At 63.2% G+C, this 17,910-nt stretch carries 10 protein-coding genes; 9 read left to right on the top strand and 1 reads right to left on the bottom strand.

Going from position 1 to position 17,910, the window contains the following annotated elements; translation table 11 throughout:
• Positions 1–37: 37 nt before the first annotated feature.
• Positions 38–4,909 carry an NAD-glutamate dehydrogenase gene (locus BLT89_RS03950; RefSeq protein WP_090193202.1) on the bottom strand — a complete coding sequence of 1,624 codons (4,872 nt, stop codon included), beginning with the start codon at positions 4,907–4,909 and terminating at the stop codon, positions 38–40.
• A 532-nt stretch (positions 4,910–5,441) separates the two neighbouring features.
• Here BLT89_RS03950 and BLT89_RS03945 point away from each other — a divergent pair.
• The 9 genes from BLT89_RS03945 to BLT89_RS03905 all read left to right on the top strand — a co-directional run bounded on the left by BLT89_RS03945 (position 5,442) and on the right by BLT89_RS03905 (position 17,901).
• A complete protein-coding gene (locus BLT89_RS03945) occupies positions 5,442–6,401 on the top strand; it encodes an AAA family ATPase (RefSeq protein ID WP_090193201.1) in 960 nt (319 codons plus the stop codon).
• A 33-nt stretch (positions 6,402–6,434) separates the two neighbouring features.
• Positions 6,435–7,370, top strand: coding sequence for a DUF58 domain-containing protein (locus BLT89_RS03940; protein WP_090193200.1), 936 nt, complete (start codon positions 6,435–6,437; stop codon positions 7,368–7,370).
• The gene (locus BLT89_RS03935; protein ID WP_090193199.1) at positions 7,367–7,861 is read left to right on the top strand and encodes a DUF4381 domain-containing protein; all 495 of its coding nucleotides are present in this window, start codon (positions 7,367–7,369) and stop codon (positions 7,859–7,861) included. The genes BLT89_RS03940 and BLT89_RS03935 overlap by 4 nt, the downstream gene beginning before the upstream one ends.
• Positions 7,854–8,885, top strand: coding sequence for a vWA domain-containing protein (locus tag BLT89_RS03930; RefSeq protein WP_090193198.1), 1,032 nt, complete (start codon positions 7,854–7,856; stop codon positions 8,883–8,885). The genes BLT89_RS03935 and BLT89_RS03930 overlap by 8 nt, the downstream gene beginning before the upstream one ends.
• On the top strand, positions 8,882–10,819 hold the full coding sequence (locus tag BLT89_RS03925; protein ID WP_090193197.1) for a VWA domain-containing protein: 1,938 nt from the start codon (positions 8,882–8,884) through the stop codon (positions 10,817–10,819). The genes BLT89_RS03930 and BLT89_RS03925 overlap by 4 nt, the downstream gene beginning before the upstream one ends.
• The gene (locus tag BLT89_RS03920; protein WP_090193196.1) at positions 10,816–12,441 is read left to right on the top strand and encodes a BatD family protein; all 1,626 of its coding nucleotides are present in this window, start codon (positions 10,816–10,818) and stop codon (positions 12,439–12,441) included. The genes BLT89_RS03925 and BLT89_RS03920 overlap by 4 nt, the downstream gene beginning before the upstream one ends.
• 222 nt (positions 12,442–12,663) lie before the next feature.
• A complete protein-coding gene (locus BLT89_RS03915) occupies positions 12,664–13,662 on the top strand; it encodes an AraC family transcriptional regulator (protein WP_090193195.1) in 999 nt (332 codons plus the stop codon).
• Positions 13,662–14,405, top strand: a complete 744-nt coding sequence (locus BLT89_RS03910; RefSeq protein WP_090193194.1) for a 4'-phosphopantetheinyl transferase family protein — start codon at positions 13,662–13,664, stop codon at positions 14,403–14,405. Before BLT89_RS03915 ends, BLT89_RS03910 begins: the two co-directional genes overlap by 1 nt.
• A 610-nt stretch (positions 14,406–15,015) precedes the next feature.
• A complete protein-coding gene (locus BLT89_RS03905; protein ID WP_090193193.1) occupies positions 15,016–17,901 on the top strand; it encodes a ribonucleoside-diphosphate reductase subunit alpha in 2,886 nt (961 codons plus the stop codon).
• Positions 17,902–17,910: the final 9 nt, after the last annotated feature.

The following is a 17,910-nucleotide window of genomic DNA, read 5'->3' as shown; positions in this document are numbered from 1 at the left end:
CGGGGCAGTAGTTGACCCACTGCCCGGCGCCCCGGCCTCAGGGAATGCACAACCCGTGATTGCCGCTCTGGGCCAGATCAACCAGCTCACGGTTAGCCACCGCATACATGGCATAGTCAGCGCCGGTTGCCGCACGCAACTCGACCAGCATCGAGCGCCAGCGAGCCACGGCCACGTCATTGTGCTTCAGCCAGGCAGCGATACGCTGTTCGACATCCGGTGAAGCATCCTGCATCTGCAGTACCGAAACCGTCATTGCACGTTGCTGCCAGTCCAGATCATCGCGGAACGCTTCCAGCGCCAGCGCCTGCCAGTTGTTTTCCACCTGCAGGGAATTGATCTGCTGCAGGTACCAGGAAAGATCCAGCCGGTGTCCCAGCGTGAGGTAAGTCTCTGCAACGCTTGTGGCAGCCTGACCGGTGACATCCGCCGCTTCGATGATCGGCAACAGGGTGTACAGGTGACTGGCGCCGGCGACCACGCGCGCCAGCTCATCAGGCACCCCGGCACTGATATAAGCCTCGTAGCCGGCAACCCACTGCGCACGCGCAGGGCCATCGAGCAAATCATCCAGCTGATTTGCCAGCTCGTATATTTTCGGTGCGAAATGCGCCACATCGCGGGCCACGTCCAGATCGTTGCGGCGACTACGCAGGAACCAGCGGGTAGCACGCCGGCCCAGACGCATCAGTTCATCCATCAGACTCAGCTGCAACTCCGCCGGCACCTGATAGTCGAGTGCCTCGATCTGCTGCCACCAGTCATGCAGGCGGAATACGTCACGGACGATGACATAGGCACCGGCCACATTGGCCGCACTCATGCCGGTCGAATCCTTGAGGCGCTGTACGAAGGTGATGCCCATGTGGTTGACCAGGTCATTGGCAATCTGCGTACTGACAATCTCGCGCTTCAGGCGGTGACGGCCCATGGCTTCGCCAAAGGTTTTGGTAAGGCGCTCCGGAAAGGCGCTTTGCATCTCGCGCGCCAGATACTTGTCGTCCGGCACACTCGACTTGAGCAAGGCTTGCTTGAGATCGATCTTGCTATAGGAAATCAGCACCGACAGCTCCGCCCGGGTCAGCCCCTTGCCTGCAGCGGCACGCTCGTTGAGTTCCTCATCGTTGGGCAGGAATTCCAGCGCCCGATCCAGCTTGCCATCCGCTTCCAGCGCTGACATCAGCCGCTTGTATTCGCCCAGACGCTTCTGCGCCAGTCGCTGTGCCAGCGACAAGGCCTGGGTCTGCTTGTAGTTGTTGGCCAGCACCAGGCTGCCCACGGTATCGGTCATTTCGGCCAGCAGCTTATTGCGCTGTTTGCCGGTCATGTCACCGGCAGCCACCACTTCGTTGAGCAGGATCTTGATGTTGACCTCATGGTCGGAGCAATCAACCCCCGCCGCGTTGTCGATGAAGTCGGTATTGCAGGACCCGCCATGCAGGCCGTATTCGACCCGGCCGAGCTGGGTCATGCCGAGGTTGCCGCCCTCGCCGATCACCTTGGCGCGCAACTCGTTGCCGTTCACCCGCAAGGTATCGTTGGCCTTGTCGCCCACATCCGCGTGGGACTCCCGGCTCGACTTCACATAGGTACCGATGCCGCCGTTCCACAACAGATCAACCGGCGCCTTGAGCAAGGCGTGCAGCAGTTCGGTCGGTGCCAGCTTGTCGGCGCTGATGTCGAAGCGCGCCTGCATCTGCGGCGAAATCGGGATGCTCTTGGCGCTGCGCAGGAAGATGCCGCCACCCTCGGAAATCAGTGACGCATCGTAATCCGCCCAGCTCGAGCGCGGCAGGTCAAACAGCCGCTTGCGTTCGACGAAGCTTCTGGCGGCATCCGGATTGGGGTCGATGACGATATGCATATGGTTGAAGGCCGCCACCAGCTGCAACTTGTCGGACAACAGCATGCCGTTGCCGAACACGTCACCGGCCATGTCACCGATACCGATCACCGTGGTCAGGTCCTTCTGTACATCAATGCCGCGCTCGCGGAACAGCCGCTGCACCGAGACCCAGGCGCCCTTGGCGGTAATCCCCATGCCCTTGTGGTCATAACCGGCCGAGCCACCCGAGGCGAAGGCATCACCCAGCCAGAAGCCGTAGTCCAGGGCAATGCCGTTGGCGATGTCGGAGAAGGTCGCGGTGCCCTTGTCGGCTGCCACCACCAGGTAAGGATCATCCGGGTCATGCCGCACCACGTTGACCGGCGGCACCACAGCGCCTTCCTTGAGGTTGTCGGTGATATCCAGCAGACCGCTGATGAAGATGCGGTAGCAGGCAATCCCCTCGGCCTGGATCTCGTCCCGCGAACCGCCCAGCGGCATGCGCCGTGGGATGAAGCCACCCTTGGCGCCCATCGGTACGATCACCGCATTCTTCACCTGCTGCGCCTTGACCAGACCCAGTACCTCGGTGCGGAAATCCTCCTCGCGATCGGACCAGCGCAGTCCGCCACGGGCAACATCGCCAAAGCGCAGGTGCACGCCCTCGACCCGCGGGCAGTAGACGAAAATCTCGTACTTGGGAACCGGCCGCGGAATTTCCGGAATGGCCCGTGGATTGAGCTTGAAGCTGAAGTAGCTCTTGGCCCGGCCCTGGGCATCGTTCTGATAGAAGTTGGTGCGCAGGGTTGCCTTGATCAGGTCCAGGTAGCGGCGCAGGATGCGGTCCTCGTTGAGTACCGCCACGTTGTCCAGCGCGGCGAGAATCGCCTGTTCGAGTTTCTGCTGTTTATCCTCGAGATCCTCGGCGGTCATTTTCCGCGCCAGATAGAAGCGTGTCTTGAACAGCCGCACCAGTTCGCTGGCGATATCCGCATGATTGAGCAGGGCACTGGCGATATAGCCCAGATCGAAACCCAGGCGAATCTGCTTGAGATAACGCGCATAGGCGCGCAACAGCGCCACATCCCGCCAGGGCATGGTCGCCGTCAGCACCAGGCGGTTGAAGGCATCGTTTTCCGCCGCGCCGTCAACGATATGGATAAAGGCATCCTGCAGGGTTTCATTGAGTTGCTGGATATCCACCTCAAGGCCGGCTGCGGTGGTGAAGGCAAAGTCGTGTATCCAGTACTCGCGGCCGTCCGCGCGGCGCAGGCGGTAGGGAAACTCGCCCAGTACGCGCAAGCCGAGATTTTCCAGAACCGGCAGCACGTCCGACAGCGGCAGCGGTGTATCGATGTGATACAGCTTGCAGTGCAGCTGCTGTTCATCCTGGGTCAGTGGCTGGTAGAAGCTCATCACCAGCGGGCGGTCCTCGGACAGGTTGAGCAGGTGCTGCATGTCCACTACTGCCGAGTTCGGCTCGAAACGCTCGCGATAGCCGGCGGGGAAACCGCCGGGGAATTCGGTGAGCACCTGCATGCCCTGGGCTTCGCCAAGGCCTTCGATCATCAGCCCGGAAAACTCGTCCTTCCACGAACGGCAGGCCTGCACGACTTCACGTTCCAGCCGCGGCAGGTCGATCTGTAGCGGATTCTTCGGATCGACGCGCAGGATGAACTGCACGCGCGCCAGCAGCGACTCGGAAAAGTAGGTCCAGAACTCACAGTCGGCAGCCTGCAGGCGCTCCATCAGGATCTGCTGGATCTTCAGCCGGGTTTCCGTGGAATAGACATCGCGCGGCACATAGGCCAGCGCATAGACAAAGCGCCCGTAAGGATCGCTGCGCAGGAACAGGCGCAGCTTGTTGCGCTCCTGGATCTGCACGATGCTGATCGCCGTGGCGTACAGCTCGTCGACCGGGGTCTGGAACAGGTCATCGCGCGGCAGTACTTCCAGCACCTGTTCGAGGTCCTTGCCCAGATGACCCTTGCTGTCGAAACCCGAACGCCGGGCAATCTCGGCAACCTTGCCGCGCAGGTAAGGGATTTTCTTCACGCTCTCGGTATAGGCCGATGAAGTAAACAGGCCCATGAAGCGGCATTCCTTGACCACCTTGCCCTTGCTGTCAATTTCCCGCAGCGAAACGTAGTCCGGATAGGCCGGCCGGTGCACCCGGCTGGGCCGTGCTGCCTTGGCAAACGACAGCAGCCACGGCTCACGCAGAAACGCCAGCGGACCGGCTTCGACGTGCAGATCGGCGGGGGCCAGTCCGCTGCGCATGTTTTTCGACAGGCCGAGCAGAGAATCCTCGACATACAGCACCCGCCCGCCTTCGCCTTCCTCGACCACGCTGAATTCCTCATAACCGAGGAAGGTGAAATGGTTGTCCAGCAGCCAGGCGAGGAAGCCCTTGATTTCCTCCTGATCGGCCGCATCGTGCGCCTTGCTCCTGGCCTTGGACTTGTGCATGCCGTCCAGCAGCGAGTGGGCCTTGTGCTTGATTGCCTCGAAATCGGCTACGGCCAGCCGCACGTCACCCAGCACTTCATGCAGGGCTTTTTCCAGATTGTGCTGCGCGGCAGTCGAAGCACAGCGGTCGATTTCCAGAAACATCAGGGCTTCAAGTTGCGCGTCCGGTTGGTCGCTGCCGCGCGGGAACAACTCCTGCAGCTCGCCTTTGGCATTGCGGCGCACCTTGAACACGCTGTTCTGCAGGGTATGGATGCTGTAGCCGCGCCGGCTCAGCTCCATGCGTACCGAGTCCACCAGAAACGGAATATCCGGATGCAGTATCTCCACGGCGGCATGGGTGGACTGCCAGCCATGTTTCTCGTAATCCGGATTGAACACATGCACCTGCGGCTGCGCCGGATCAAAGCGCTGCAACAAGCGCCAGGCCGACAGCGTCGAACCGACCAGGTCGGAGAGGCGGCGCTGGGTCAGCTCTTCCAGCGCCACAATGCCAAAGAACTGTTCAGCAAACAGCGCCAGCTGCGGCATCACCTGCTCGCTCACATGTGCAGCAAGAGCCGTACACAATTGTTGCTGGAAATCGGATTTGCTGGCCGCTGTGAAGAACACCATGTTGTTACTCCGCTGAAAGTCGAACTATGGGAAGCCTAGGCTATGAAAATCTCTGGCGAACCGATGCAACTTGCTGAAGCTTCTCCGGTCGAAGCCGGCCAACCCCCTGCGGGTTGCCAATGAACAACTGCTGCTGACCAAAATGACCAGCCAGTCACGAGGCTTTTCAGTATAGCCATGCACCGCTTAAGTGCAGTTGCAGCGCCGCGACATTTTCTTGCACCCGGCGAGCAATAGCCGGCAAGAAACCGTTCAGGCCGGAAAATGAACCGGTTATCCCGCCGCACCAGCTGCGTGCACAAGCGTGCGGAACATTCTCCGCAGGCGGTTGGTCGAAGCGCCGCGAATTGCATTACAGTGACGACCGCCGCCGCGTTGCCTGGCAACCGCACCGCGGTTGGCCCTGAGCGCGCCCGGAGGCTCAGGCACGGAACACCGGCGGGGCCGCTATACGGCTAGCCGGGCATTCGAATCGAACAAACCGGCCAGCAGTGGCCAACTCTTGTCCGCAACCCTGATGGATGAACAGTAAATGGAACATCGAGAAGCCCTTGTAGCCTTGCGCCAATTTCTCAGCAGCCAGATTCTTGGTCAGGAAAAACTGGTCGAGCGCCTGTTGATTGCGCTGATTGCCGATGGCCACCTGCTGGTCGAGGGCGCGCCCGGGCTGGCCAAGACCAAGGCGATCAAGGAGCTGGCCGAAGGCCTGGAGGCCGAATTCCATCGCATCCAGTTCACCCCCGACCTGCTGCCTTCGGACATCACCGGCACCGAGATCTATCGTCCGGAAACCGGCAGCTTCGTGTTCCAGCAGGGACCGATCTTTCACAATCTGGTACTGGCCGACGAGATCAACCGGGCACCGGCCAAGGTGCAGTCGGCATTGCTCGAGGCGATGGCCGAACGGCAGATTTCGGTGGGTCGCACCACCTACGAACTGCCAGCACTGTTTCTGGTCATGGCCACGCAGAACCCGATCGAACAGGAAGGCACCTACCCGCTGCCCGAGGCGCAACTCGACCGCTTCCTCATGCATGTACGCATCGGCTTCCCGGATGCCGTCACCGAGCGGCGCATCCTCAATCTGGCCCGCGGTGATGCACTCAATGGCGAAACCCTCCCGGAGCAGAAGGTCAGCCAGGAAACCATCTTCGCCGCGCGCAAGGAAATTCTCGGCCTGCACATGGCCGAAGCGGTAGAGGAATACATGGTGCAGCTGGTCATGGCCACCCGCACCCCGGCCAAGTTCGACGCCGAACTGGCCGAATGGCTGGCCTACGGTGCCAGTCCGCGCGGCACCATTTCCCTCGACCGTTGCGCGCGGGCCCATGCCTGGCTGGCCGGGCGTGAATTCGTCAGTCCGGAAGACATCCAGGCGGTACTCTTCGATGTGCTGCGCCACCGGCTGATCCTGTCGTTCGAAGCGGAAGCCGCCGGCATCGACCAGGATCGCGTGATCCAGCGCATTCTCGATGTGGTGGCGGTGGCGTGATGCTGACCGTGGCAGTCCGGGGCACTGTTGATCATGCATGACCTGCCCGCTCAACCCGGCATCCGCACCAGCCTGGCGGAACTGATCGGCATGCGTCACCACGTGCATGAGGTGCAGATTTTCTCCACCCCGGCGCGGCGCAGTCCGCTGATCGGCCTGCACCATTCCCGGCTGCGCGGACGCGGGGTCGACTTCGACCAGGTGCGCGCCTACCAGCCGGGAGATGACGTGCGCACCATCGACTGGCGCGTCACCGCACGTACGCAAAAACCGCACACCAAGGTCTTTCACGAAGAGCGCGAGCGGCCGATCTTCATCATCGTCGAACAAAGCCGGCGGCTGTTTTTCGGCTCCGGTCTGGCCTTCAAGTCGGTCATCGCCGCCCACGCGGCAAGCCTGCTCGGCTGGGCCGCGCTGGAACACAACGACCGCATCGGCGGCCTGGTGTTCAGTGACAGCGAACACCATGAAGTACGTCCGCGACGCAGCAAGCAGAGCCTGCTGCAACTGCTCAACTGGACCGTGCGGGCCAACCAGGGTCTGTCTGCCGACAGCGCCGTGGGCCCGCGCGACGGCTTCAGCCTGGCCCTGCGCCGCGCCCGCGAAGTGCTGCGCCCCGGCAGCCTGGTGGTGGTGCTGTGTGACGAGCGCGCCCTCGGCGATACCGCCGAACAGCAACTCAGCCTGCTCGCCCGGCATACCGACCTGATCCTCATGCCGCTCTCCGACCAGCTCGACCATGCACTGCCAGCCGCCGGTCTGCTGCGCTTTACCGATCGCTACACCCAACTGGAAATCGACACCCAGGACGCCGATCTGCGTCTGGGCTATGCCGCACTGGGCGCAGCACGCCAGGCGCGCTGGCAACGGCTGGCGCAGAAACTCTGTGTCCTGCTGATGCCACTGCACACCCGGAGCGACATCGTCGAGCAGATCCGCGAACACCTGCAGAGTGGTGGCCGCCGATGAATCCGCTTGATCAGCTGCTGCCGCCGATCAGCCCGCCACCAGTGTCCTGGTGGCCGCCCGCGCCCGGCTGGTGGTTGCTGCTGATTCTGCTGCCGCTGCTGTTCTGGGGTCTCTGGCAACTGCGCAAGCGCCTGGCCGGCAAGTTGCGCAAGCCCAAGCGCAGCAATGAACTGGATCCACTGCGCCTGGCTGCCCTGCACGAGCTGGAACAGTTGCCACGGCCGCTGCCCGACGAGCCCGCCGGCATCTGGCTGCAACAACTCAACGCCCTGCTCAAGCGCCTGTGCCGTGAGCACTATCCCAGCCAGCACAGCCACACCCTCAGTGGCCGGGCCTGGCTGGCCTTTCTCGACAGCCGCTGCCCGGCGGCCGGTTTGACGCGCTGGATGGTGCTGGTCGATGGCGGCTACCGCCCGCAATGCAAACTGGACCAAGAGGCCATCGACGGCCTCAACAAGTCCGTGGAAACCTGGATTCGCAAACATGTTTGAGTTCACCTGGCCCTGGGTTTTCCTGCTCACCCCGCTGCCCTGGCTGATGCGTCGCCTGCTGCCGCCGGCCGACAGTGGCGAAGCGGCGCTGCGCGTGACCTTCATTGCCGACCTCGAAACCCTCGCCGGCCGCCGTGCGCGCAAGACCTTCCCGGACATGCGCCAGCACTGGCCGATCGGCCTGCTGTGGCTGCTGCTGTTACTGGCTGCCGCACGCCCGGAATGGGTCGGCGAACCACTGCCGATCGCCACCAGCGGACGTGACCTGATGCTCGCCGTGGATGTTTCCGGCTCGATGGATTACACCGACATGCAATGGCAGGGGCAGGAGGTCAGCCGTCTGAACCTGGTCAAGGGCCTGGTCGGCGAGTTCATCTCGGGTCGCCAGAGCGACCGCCTCGGGCTGATCCTGTTTGGCAGCAACGCCTACCTGCAGGCACCCCTGACCTTTGACCGGCAAACCGTCAGGACCTGGCTGGATGAAGCGCTGATCGGCATCGCCGGCAAGAATACCGCCATTGGCGATGCCATCGGCCTCGCAGTCAAACGCCTGCGCGAGCGGCCGGCACAGAGCCGGGTACTGGTACTGGTGACCGATGGTGCCAACACCGCCGGCCAGATCGAACCGCTGACTGCCGCCCGCCTGGCTGCCGAGGAAGGCGTGAAAATCTACACCATCGGTATCGGTGCCGACCCCAAGGCCAGCGGCATTGCCGGCTTGCTCGGCATGAATCCCGGACTGGACCTCGACGAGCCGCAACTGACCGAGATTGCCGGCATCACCGGCGGCCGCTATTTCCGTGCCCGTGACGCCGGCGAGCTGGCCGAGATCAGCCAGGCTCTCGACCAGCTGGAGCCGGTCGCCCAGCAGCCGACCCAGGCGCGCCCGGCCCGACCGCTGTTTCCCTGGCCACTGGGCATTGCCCTGCTGCTCAGTCTGCTGCTGGTATCGCGGGAACTGTGGCCGCAGCGCTGGGCCAACGCCCGCAGCAAGGCCCGCACACTCTTCAGGGGGCAACCATGAGCGCGTTCTGGCCACACTGGCTGCGCCCGGGCTGGCTGCTGTTGCTGCCGCTGCTGATCTGGTTCGCCTGGCAACTCTGGCATCGCCCGCAGCGCAGTGGTCGCTGGCAGGCACTGATCCCCGCGGTGTTCCATCACGCCCTGCTCAGTGGCGGCCAGCAGCGCAGCACGCGCCTGCCCTGGCTGGCACTGACTCTGGGCTGGCTACTGGCCCTGCTGGCCCTGCTGGGTCCGAGCTGGCAGCAGATCGAAAACAATCCGCTCAAGCGCGCCGACCCGCTGGTGGTGGTGCTCGACCAGAGCGCAGAAATGCTCGCTGCCGACACCCCGCCGAGCCGTCAGGAACAGGCGCGGCGCAAAGTGCTCGACCTGTTGCAGGCGCGCGACGATGCGCAGACCGCGATCGTCGTCTACGCCGGCAGCGCCCACAGTCTGGTGCCGCTTTCCGATGACCTGCTGACTTCGAGCAATCTGCTGGAATCGCTGAAGCCTTCGATCATGCCGGTGCCCGGCCGGCGCGCCGATCTGGGTGTGGAAAAAGCCCTGCAACTGCTGCAACAGGGTGCCAACGGCAAGGGCCGCATCCTGCTGATCACGGCACAGCTCGACGATCAGGAGCAGGCCGGGATTCGCCGGTTGCTGGGCAACAGCGGTACGTCAGTGGATATCCTCGGCGTCGGTACCAGCGAAGGAGCGCCGATCACCCAGGCCGATGGCAGCTTCGTCAAGGATGACAAGGGCAGCATCCTGCTGCCGCGGCTCGATGAAAGCAGTCTGCAACAACTGGCCGGCAGCACTGGCGGTCATTACAGCCGCTTGCGCCCGGACAGTCTGGATCTGGACCAACTGCAACTGCTCGACCAGGTACACAGCACCCGGCAAGCCGGCGAACCGACACGCCTGGAGTTGTGGGCCGATGCAGGGCACTGGTTGCTGCTGCCGCTATTGCTGCTGGCCGCCTGCGCCAGCCGCCGTGGCTGGCTGTTCTGCCTGCTGCCGCTGCTGCTGGTGACGCCACGGCCGGTGTATGCCTTCGAGTTCATCGACCTCTGGCTCACCCCTGACCAGCAAGGCGCACGGCTGCTGCAACAGGAGCAACCGGCAGCGGCGGCCGAGCATTTTGCCGATCCCCGCTGGCAGGGCATTGCGCAGTATCAGGCGGGTAATTATGCCGATGCCGCCAGTGCCTTCACCCAGGGCGACCGCGCCGTCGATCACTTCAATCGCGGCAATGCGCTGGCCAGGAATGGCGATCTGGAAGCGGCGCTGGACGCCTATGAAACCGCACTCGAGCGCCAGCCCGAGATGCCCCAGGCGCAGCAGAACAAGGCGCTGATCGAAGACCTGCTGCGCCAGCAGCAAGAGCAGCAGAATCAACAGCAGGCCGAGGGCCAGCAAGGCAAACAGGATCAGCAGCAGTCCGGCAACAGCGGCCAGCAACAGAAGCCGCAGCAGGGCAATCAACAGCAGGACCAGGCGGGCCAGCAGCCCGAGGCCGGCGCGGCGCAATCCGCTGATGCCAGCAACAAGCCCGGCAAGCCGGATGCTGCCAATCAGCCGGATACCACTTCCGCGCAGCCACCGGCAGATGGCGCAGCCAGTCCGGCGCAGGCCGACCAGCAAACCGCTGCAAAGCCGGCCGACAGCACCAGCCCGGCGGCGAACAACGCAGCCAGTGAACCACTGACCAGCAACAGCACCAACCCCCGCGACAAGGACGCCGGCGCCCCCGCACAGACGCAGGCAACCGGCGCTCAGGCGGACGCCGGCGAGAGCCCGGCAGCCAGCCAGGCGGGCGAGAATGTCGAACAGCTGGATCAGGAGAGCCGTCAGGCCCTGGAACAATGGCTGCGGCAGATCCCCGATGACCCCTCGGAACTGCTGCGCCGCAAGTTCTGGTACGAACAGCAACGCCGTCAGGAAAATTTGCCATGATCCGTCACCTCTGCACCCTGCTCCTTGTCCTGCTCGCGGCACAGGCCGGCGCTGCCAGTTTCACTGCCAGCGTGGACCGCAACCAGCTGAGCGAAGGGGAAACCGTCGAACTGCGTCTGCAGTCGGACGATGCGACCCTGTTCGGCAAACCCGACCTGTCACCGCTGGAGCAGGACTTCGAGATACTCGGCAGCCGGCAGATGAACCAGCTGAGCAACATCAACGGCAACACCAGCGCCACCACCACCTGGAACGTCAGCCTGCTGCCCAGGCGCACCGGTGAACTGGTGATCCCGGCACTGCAACTGGGTGACCAGCACAGCCAGCCGATCACCCTGCAGGTCAACCAGGGCAACGGCAGCGGCAACACTTCCGGCGCACCGGTGTTCATCGACGCCAGCCTCGATCAGGAGAGTGTCTACGTGCAACAGCAGGTGGTCCTTACCCTGCGCATCTACCACTCGGTCTCGCTGTACAACGACAGCAACCTGACACCGCTGAAAATGGACGACGCGCGGGTCGAGCCACTGGGCTCGGCACGCAATTATGAAAAGGACATCAACGGCGTGCGCTATGGCGTCATTGAAGTCAGCTACGCCATCTTTCCGCAAAAGAGTGGCACGCTGAAAATCCCCTCACAGCTATTCAGTGCCACCGTCGCCGACCGCTCGGCCGGTTCCAGTTTCATTCCCTTTGGCAAACCGACACGCCTGAAGTCGCCGAGCATTCCGCTGCAGGTAAAACCCAAACCGGCCAGCTACCCGGCCGATGCTCCCTGGCTGCCGGCCCGTTCATTGAGCCTCAACGAAGCCTGGAGTCCGGAGCCGGAAAATCTGGAGGTTGGCCAGTCGGTGACGCGCAACGTACTGATGAAAGTCGATGGCCTCTCGGCGGCCCAGTTGCCGCCGCTGGCGGCCACCTTGCCGCCCGGCATACGCAGTTACCCCGAGCAACCCAAGCTGGTCAATCAGAGCAGTGCCAACGGGGTGATCGGCAGCCGCGAGGAAACCCAGGCGCTGGTGCCCACGCGAAGTGGTGAATTGCAGCTGCCGGCAATCGAAGTGGTCTGGTGGAACACCAGGGAAGATCGCCTGGCCCGCTCCAGTGTGCCCGGCCGCAGCCTGCAGATTCTGGAGAATCCGAACCTGACGCCGGTGCAGCCACCGACCAGCGAACCCGCTGCAGTAGTGATCAGCAACGAGCATCTGTTGTGGCCCTGGCAACTGGCCTGCGCGCTGCTGGCGCTGACCACGCTGCTCGGCTTCAGCCTGTGGTGGTGGGCACGCAAGCAACCGGCGGTGGTCAGCACGGTGCAAAGCGGGCCGAGTCCGCGCACCCTGCTCGACGAACTGAAACGCGCCTGCCAGGCCAACGACGCCCCGCTCACGCGGCAGACCCTCGACGCCTGGGCGCGCCAGCAACCGGAAACCCTGGCCGCCATGGCCGAGCGCTTCACACCGCTGGCCGAAGCGCTGGACGCCCTCAATGGCGCACTCTACGGGGCCGACGAATTGAGCTGGGACGGCAAGGACCTGTGGCAGGCAATCCGCAACATGCCACCCGTCAAGAGCACGCCAGGCGCGGCCGAGAGCAGCCCGCTGCCACCGCTGTATCCGCGCTAACGCCACACGGTTTGACGTAGGGCGGCCTCGCCACTGCAGACATCTGCAACGGCGATATCTGTGAGAGCGGCGACCCGCCGCGATAAAGCCAGCGCCAAGCTACCCATATAAAGCAAAGGCTCGCGCCGAGGGCGACGCCCCCACAGTTTCAGCATGCCGCCAACGCCGCGCACAGGCCATTTCAGGCTAACATCGCTAGCCTGACGACTTCGGAAACTGTTCATGCACGAGCGCACCATTCCCAGCCATTTTGTTCGTGCGGCCCTGCGCGGGGCGCAGCGTCAGGGGCATGACTGCACGGCCATACTGCGGGCCGCCGGCATTCAACCGGCCCTGCTCGAACAGTCGCGGGCGCGCGTCGACCCGGAGCAGTTCGCCCGGCTGATCCGCCTGCTGTGGGAAGCGCTGGGCGACGAGTACATGGGCTTCGGTCCGGTGCAGAGCAAGCCCGGCACCTTCGCCATGATGTGCCATGCCACGATCCATTGCCGCACCCTGGACAAGGCCCTGCGCCGTGGCGTGCTGTTCTACAACCTGTTCCCGCAGGCACCGGACCTGCAGTTGCAGCGCGAAGGCGAGCTGGCGCGGCTGAGCCTGGACAACTCGCAGCTATGGGACCCGGACCACTTCCTCACCGAATGCCTGCTGGTGATCTGGCATCGTCTGGCCAGCTGGCTGATCGGCCAGCGCATCCGTCTGGAAGAAACCACTTTCAGCTATGCACAGCCGGCCCACGCCGATGACTACGAGCTGATGTTTCCCTGCCCGCGGCGCTTCGGTGCCGGCAGCACCAGCCTGCTGTTTCAAGCGCGCTATCTGGACCTGCCTTTGCTGCAGGACGAACGCACCCTGCGCCAGTTCCTCAAGCACTCCCCCGCCGACCTGCTGGCGCGCCCGGATGGCGGCGACAACCTGCCCAGCCAGATTCGCCGCCTGCTCGGACGCGACTGCAACCACTGGCCGGATCTGGACGGCGTGGCCCGGCAACTCAACACCAGCCCGCAAACCCTGCGCCGGCATCTGCGTGAAGCCGGCTCGAGCTTTCAGGAGCTCAAGGACCAGTTGCGCCTTGACCTGGCCATTTACCATCTGGGGCGCAATGAATTGCCGATCCAGGATATCGCCGAGCAGCTTGGATTTTCCGAGCCTTCGGCGTTTCACCGGGCCTTCAAGAAATGGACCGGGCTGACCCCCGGCGCCTACCGCGCGCAGGAAAGCTGATGGCGCAAACCACTCCGTTGTCCGCCTGTTGCAGTCCGCCGCTGCGCATCTGGCCTTTTGTGCATGCCCAGCCTGCGGTAGCGCTGTATAGCTGCAGCTTCGATGCGCAAGGGCTGAGTCCGCAGGCATTCGTGCAGGCCGGCATCAGCGCACCAGCCCACATCCAGCGCGCCGTGGCCAAACGCCAGACTGAATTTCTCGCCGGACGCCTGTGCGCACGCAGTGCCCTGCAAGCACAAGCGCCCGACCTGACGGCTCCCGGCCAGGATGCTGAAGGTGCTCCGCAATGGCCCGCCGGGCTCTGCGGCTCGATCACCCACAGCAACGGATTGGCCGCCGCCGCAGTCGCCTCACGGCAAGACTTCCTCGGCCTTGGCCTGGATGCCGAAGTGCTGATGAGCAACACACGGGCCCAGCGGCTGGCCGCGCAGATTCTCTGCCCCGACGAGTTGCAACGCATGGCCTGCCTGCCCGCAAGCGAACATGCCTGGCTGGTCAGCCTGACCTTCTGCAGCAAGGAAAGCCTGTTCAAGGCGCTCTACCCGCTGGTCGGCCAGCGCTTCTATTTTCAGGATGCCGAACTGCTCGAATGCCATGCCGACGGACGCCTGCAGTTACGTTTGCTGCGCGACCTGGCACCGCAGTGGCCGAAGGACAGTCTGCTCAGCGGTCAGCATGCAGCGCTGGGCAGCCACCTGCTGAGTCTGGTCAGCATTGCCACAGCCACCAGCCGTCAGGGCTGAGCAGCCAGCCCTGGACAGGTTCGACCCAAGCCGCTACTGCATTCCTGCAAAACACTATATGTAGTGTTTCCGTTGCGGCAGCAAAAATTCTCCGCAGACTCCCGCGGCGCCCGCCGACAGCCGACAAATGGCCGCAACCCCGCGTTTTGAAAGCCCCGCAAGAGTGACCATCTGGCGCCCTCCGGTCACCCACAAGTTATCCACAGGTTGTTCCGGAAATATCGTGTTGCAGTAGCTGCAATAGCGCATTATCTTGTACTCCAAGCGTGGATATAACCCTACATATTGGGTTTTTACCAAAACAAAAACACAAGACGGCAATCACCGCCAGACTGCTGATCCGCTGTTCCTGAAGCGCCTGGCAAAGTACCCGCAAGACCTGGCCGGATGGCCGCGGACAGCCGGGCCGGTTGAACCCGGCAAGCCACAACCGGGTTGTGTGACGAAAACAGGTGAACCACTAGCTGTAGTGGTCACCAGCAGATAGCAACAGAGCCCTTTTCCGGGTTGCGGAGATGCCCAGCAGCAGGCTCCCGACCCTGCAGTAACCCGCTGTATGTGCAGCATCAGCCAACCGATACCAATAACTAGAAACCCGCGGAGATTATTCATGTTGACCGAAACCACTCGCGAGAACCCCCAGGCCACCCCGCAGCAACAGGCTGCGGATACCTCCCAGGAACTGGCGGCCACCGCTCCCGGTCAACTGCGCGTGATCAAGCGCAACGGCACCGTGGTCGCCTACACCGATGACAAGATCACCGTGGCCATCACCAAGGCCTTCCTCGCGGTGGAAGGTGGCACGGCCGCTGCGTCCTCGCGTATCCACGAAACCGTGGCACGGCTGACCGAGCAGGTCACCGCCACCTTCAAGCGACGCATGCCTTCCGGCGGCACCATCCACATTGAAGAAATCCAGGACCAGGTCGAGCTGGCGCTGATGCGTTCCGGCGAGCAGAAAGTCGCCCGCGACTACGTGATCTACCGCGAATCACGCAGCCAGGCGCGCGCCCAGCGCAACAGCAGCACGCCGGCGCAGCCGCACCCGAGCATCCGCATCAAACTCGCCGATGGCAGCCTGGCGCCACTGGACATGGGTCGCCTGGACATCATCATCAGCGAAGCCTGTGCCGATCTGGCCGAAGTCGATGCCGCGCTGATCCAGCGCGAAACCCTGAAGAACCTCTACGACGGCGTGTCGCCCAACGACGTGACCACCGCCCTGGTGATGACTGCGCGGACCCTGGTCGAGCGCGAGCCGAACTACTCCTACGTCACCGCCCGCCTGCTGATGGACACCATCCGTGCCGAAGGCCTGGGCTTTCTCGGCGTAGTCGAAAGCGCCACCCACCACGAGATGGCCGAGCTGTACGCCCGTGCCCTGCCGGTCTACATCAGCAAGGGCATCGAGTTCGAACTGCTCAATCCGCTGCTGGCCAGCTTTGATCTGGAAAAGCTCGGTAAGGCGATCAACCACGAACGCGACCAGCAGTTCACCTACCTCGGCCTGCAGACCCTCTACGACCGCTACTTCATTCACAAGGATGGCGTGCGCTTCGAGCTGCCACAGATTTTCTTCATGCGCGTGGCCATGGGCCTGGCCATTGAAGAACCGCAGAAGGAAGAGCGCGCCATCGAGTTCTATAACCTGTTGTCGTCCTTCGACTACATGGCCTCGACGCCGACCCTGTTCAACGCCGGCACCCTGCGCCCGCAGCTGTCGTCGTGCTACCTGACCACCGTGCCGGACGACCTGTCGGGTATCTACAACGCCATCCACGACAACGCCATGCTGTCGAAGTACGCCGGCGGGCTGGGCAACGACTGGACGCCGGTGCGCGCACTGGGCGCCTACATCAAGGGCACCAACGGCAAATCCCAGGGCGTAGTGCCCTTCCTCAAGGTGGTCAACGACACTGCAGTCGCGGTCAACCAGGGCGGCAAGCGCAAAGGTGCCGTGTGCGCCTACCTGGAAACCTGGCACATGGACATCGAGGAGTTCATCGAGCTGCGCAAGAACACCGGTGATGACCGCCGTCGTACCCACGACATGAACACCGCCAACTGGATTCCCGACCTGTTCATGAAGCGCGTGTTCGACGACGGCCCGTGGACCCTGTTCTCGCCATCCGAAGTACCCGATCTGCACGACCTCACCGGCAAGGCCTTCGAGGAGCGCTACGAGTACTACGAAGCCATGGCCGGCTACGGCAAGATCAAGCTGCACAAGACCATCGCCGCCAAGGACCTGTGGCGCAAGATGCTCTCCATGCTGTTCGAAACCGGCCACCCGTGGCTGACCTTCAAGGATCCGTGCAACCTGCGCAGCCCTCAGCAGCACGTCGGTGTGGTGCACTCCTCCAACCTGTGCACCGAGATCACCCTGAACACCTGCAAGGACGAAATCGCCGTATGCAACCTCGGTTCAGTCAACCTGCCGAACCACATCACCGACGGCCAGCTGGACACCGCCAAGCTGCAGAAGACCATCAAGACTGCCGTGCGCATGCTGGATAACGTCATCGACATCAACTACTACAGCGTGCCGCAGGCGAAGAACTCCAACTTCAAGCACCGTCCGGTGGGCCTGGGCATCATGGGCTTCCAGGATGCGCTGTACCTGCAGCACATTCCCTACGGCTCCGACGCCGCCGTCGAATTCGCCGACAAGTCGATGGAAGCGGTCAGCTACTTCGCCATCCAGGCCTCCTGTGACCTGGCCGACGAGCGCGGCAGCTACTCCAGCTTCGAGGGTTCGCTGTGGTCCAAGGGCATCCTGCCGCTGGATTCGCAGCAGATCCTGATTGAGCAGCGCGGCCAGAAGTACATCGACGTCGACCTCACTGAATCGCTGGACTGGGCGCCGGTCCGCGCCCGTGTGCAGAAAGGCATTCGTAACTCGAACATCATGGCCATCGCCCCGACCGCGACCATCGCCAACATCACCGGCGTATCGCAGTCGATCGAGCCGACTTATCAGAACCTCTATGTGAAATCCAACCTCTCCGGCGAGTTCACCGTGATCAACCCGTACCTGGTGCGCGACCTGAAAAACCGTGGCCTGTGGGACCCGGTCATGGTCAACGACCTGAAGTACTACGACGGTTCGGTACAGCAGATCGAGCGCATCCCGCAGGACCTCAAAGACCTCTACGCCACCGCCTTTGAAGTGGAAACCAAGTGGATCGTCGATGCAGCCAGCCGTCGCCAGAAGTGGATCGACCAGGCGCAGTCGCTGAACCTGTACATCGCCGGCGCCTCCGGCAAGAAGCTCGACGTGACCTACCGCATGGCCTGGTACCGTGGCCTGAAAACCACCTACTACCTCCGCGCCTTGGCCGCCACCAGCACCGAGAAGTCGACCATCAGCACCGGCAAGCTGAACGCGGTATCCAATGGCGGTATCGATGAAGCATTCAGCGCCGCACCGGCTGGTCCGGCCCCGGTACCGAAAGCCTGCGCCATCGACGAACCGGACTGCGAGGCCTGTCAGTAAGCCTTTGTA

The sequence above is a fragment of the Pseudomonas pohangensis genome, from assembly GCF_900105995.1.
GTDB classification, from domain to species: Bacteria; Pseudomonadota; Gammaproteobacteria; order Pseudomonadales; family Pseudomonadaceae; genus Aquipseudomonas; species Aquipseudomonas pohangensis.
The sequence above is the reverse complement of the archived record's forward strand: the minus strand, read 5'-3'. Positions and strand labels throughout refer to the sequence as shown.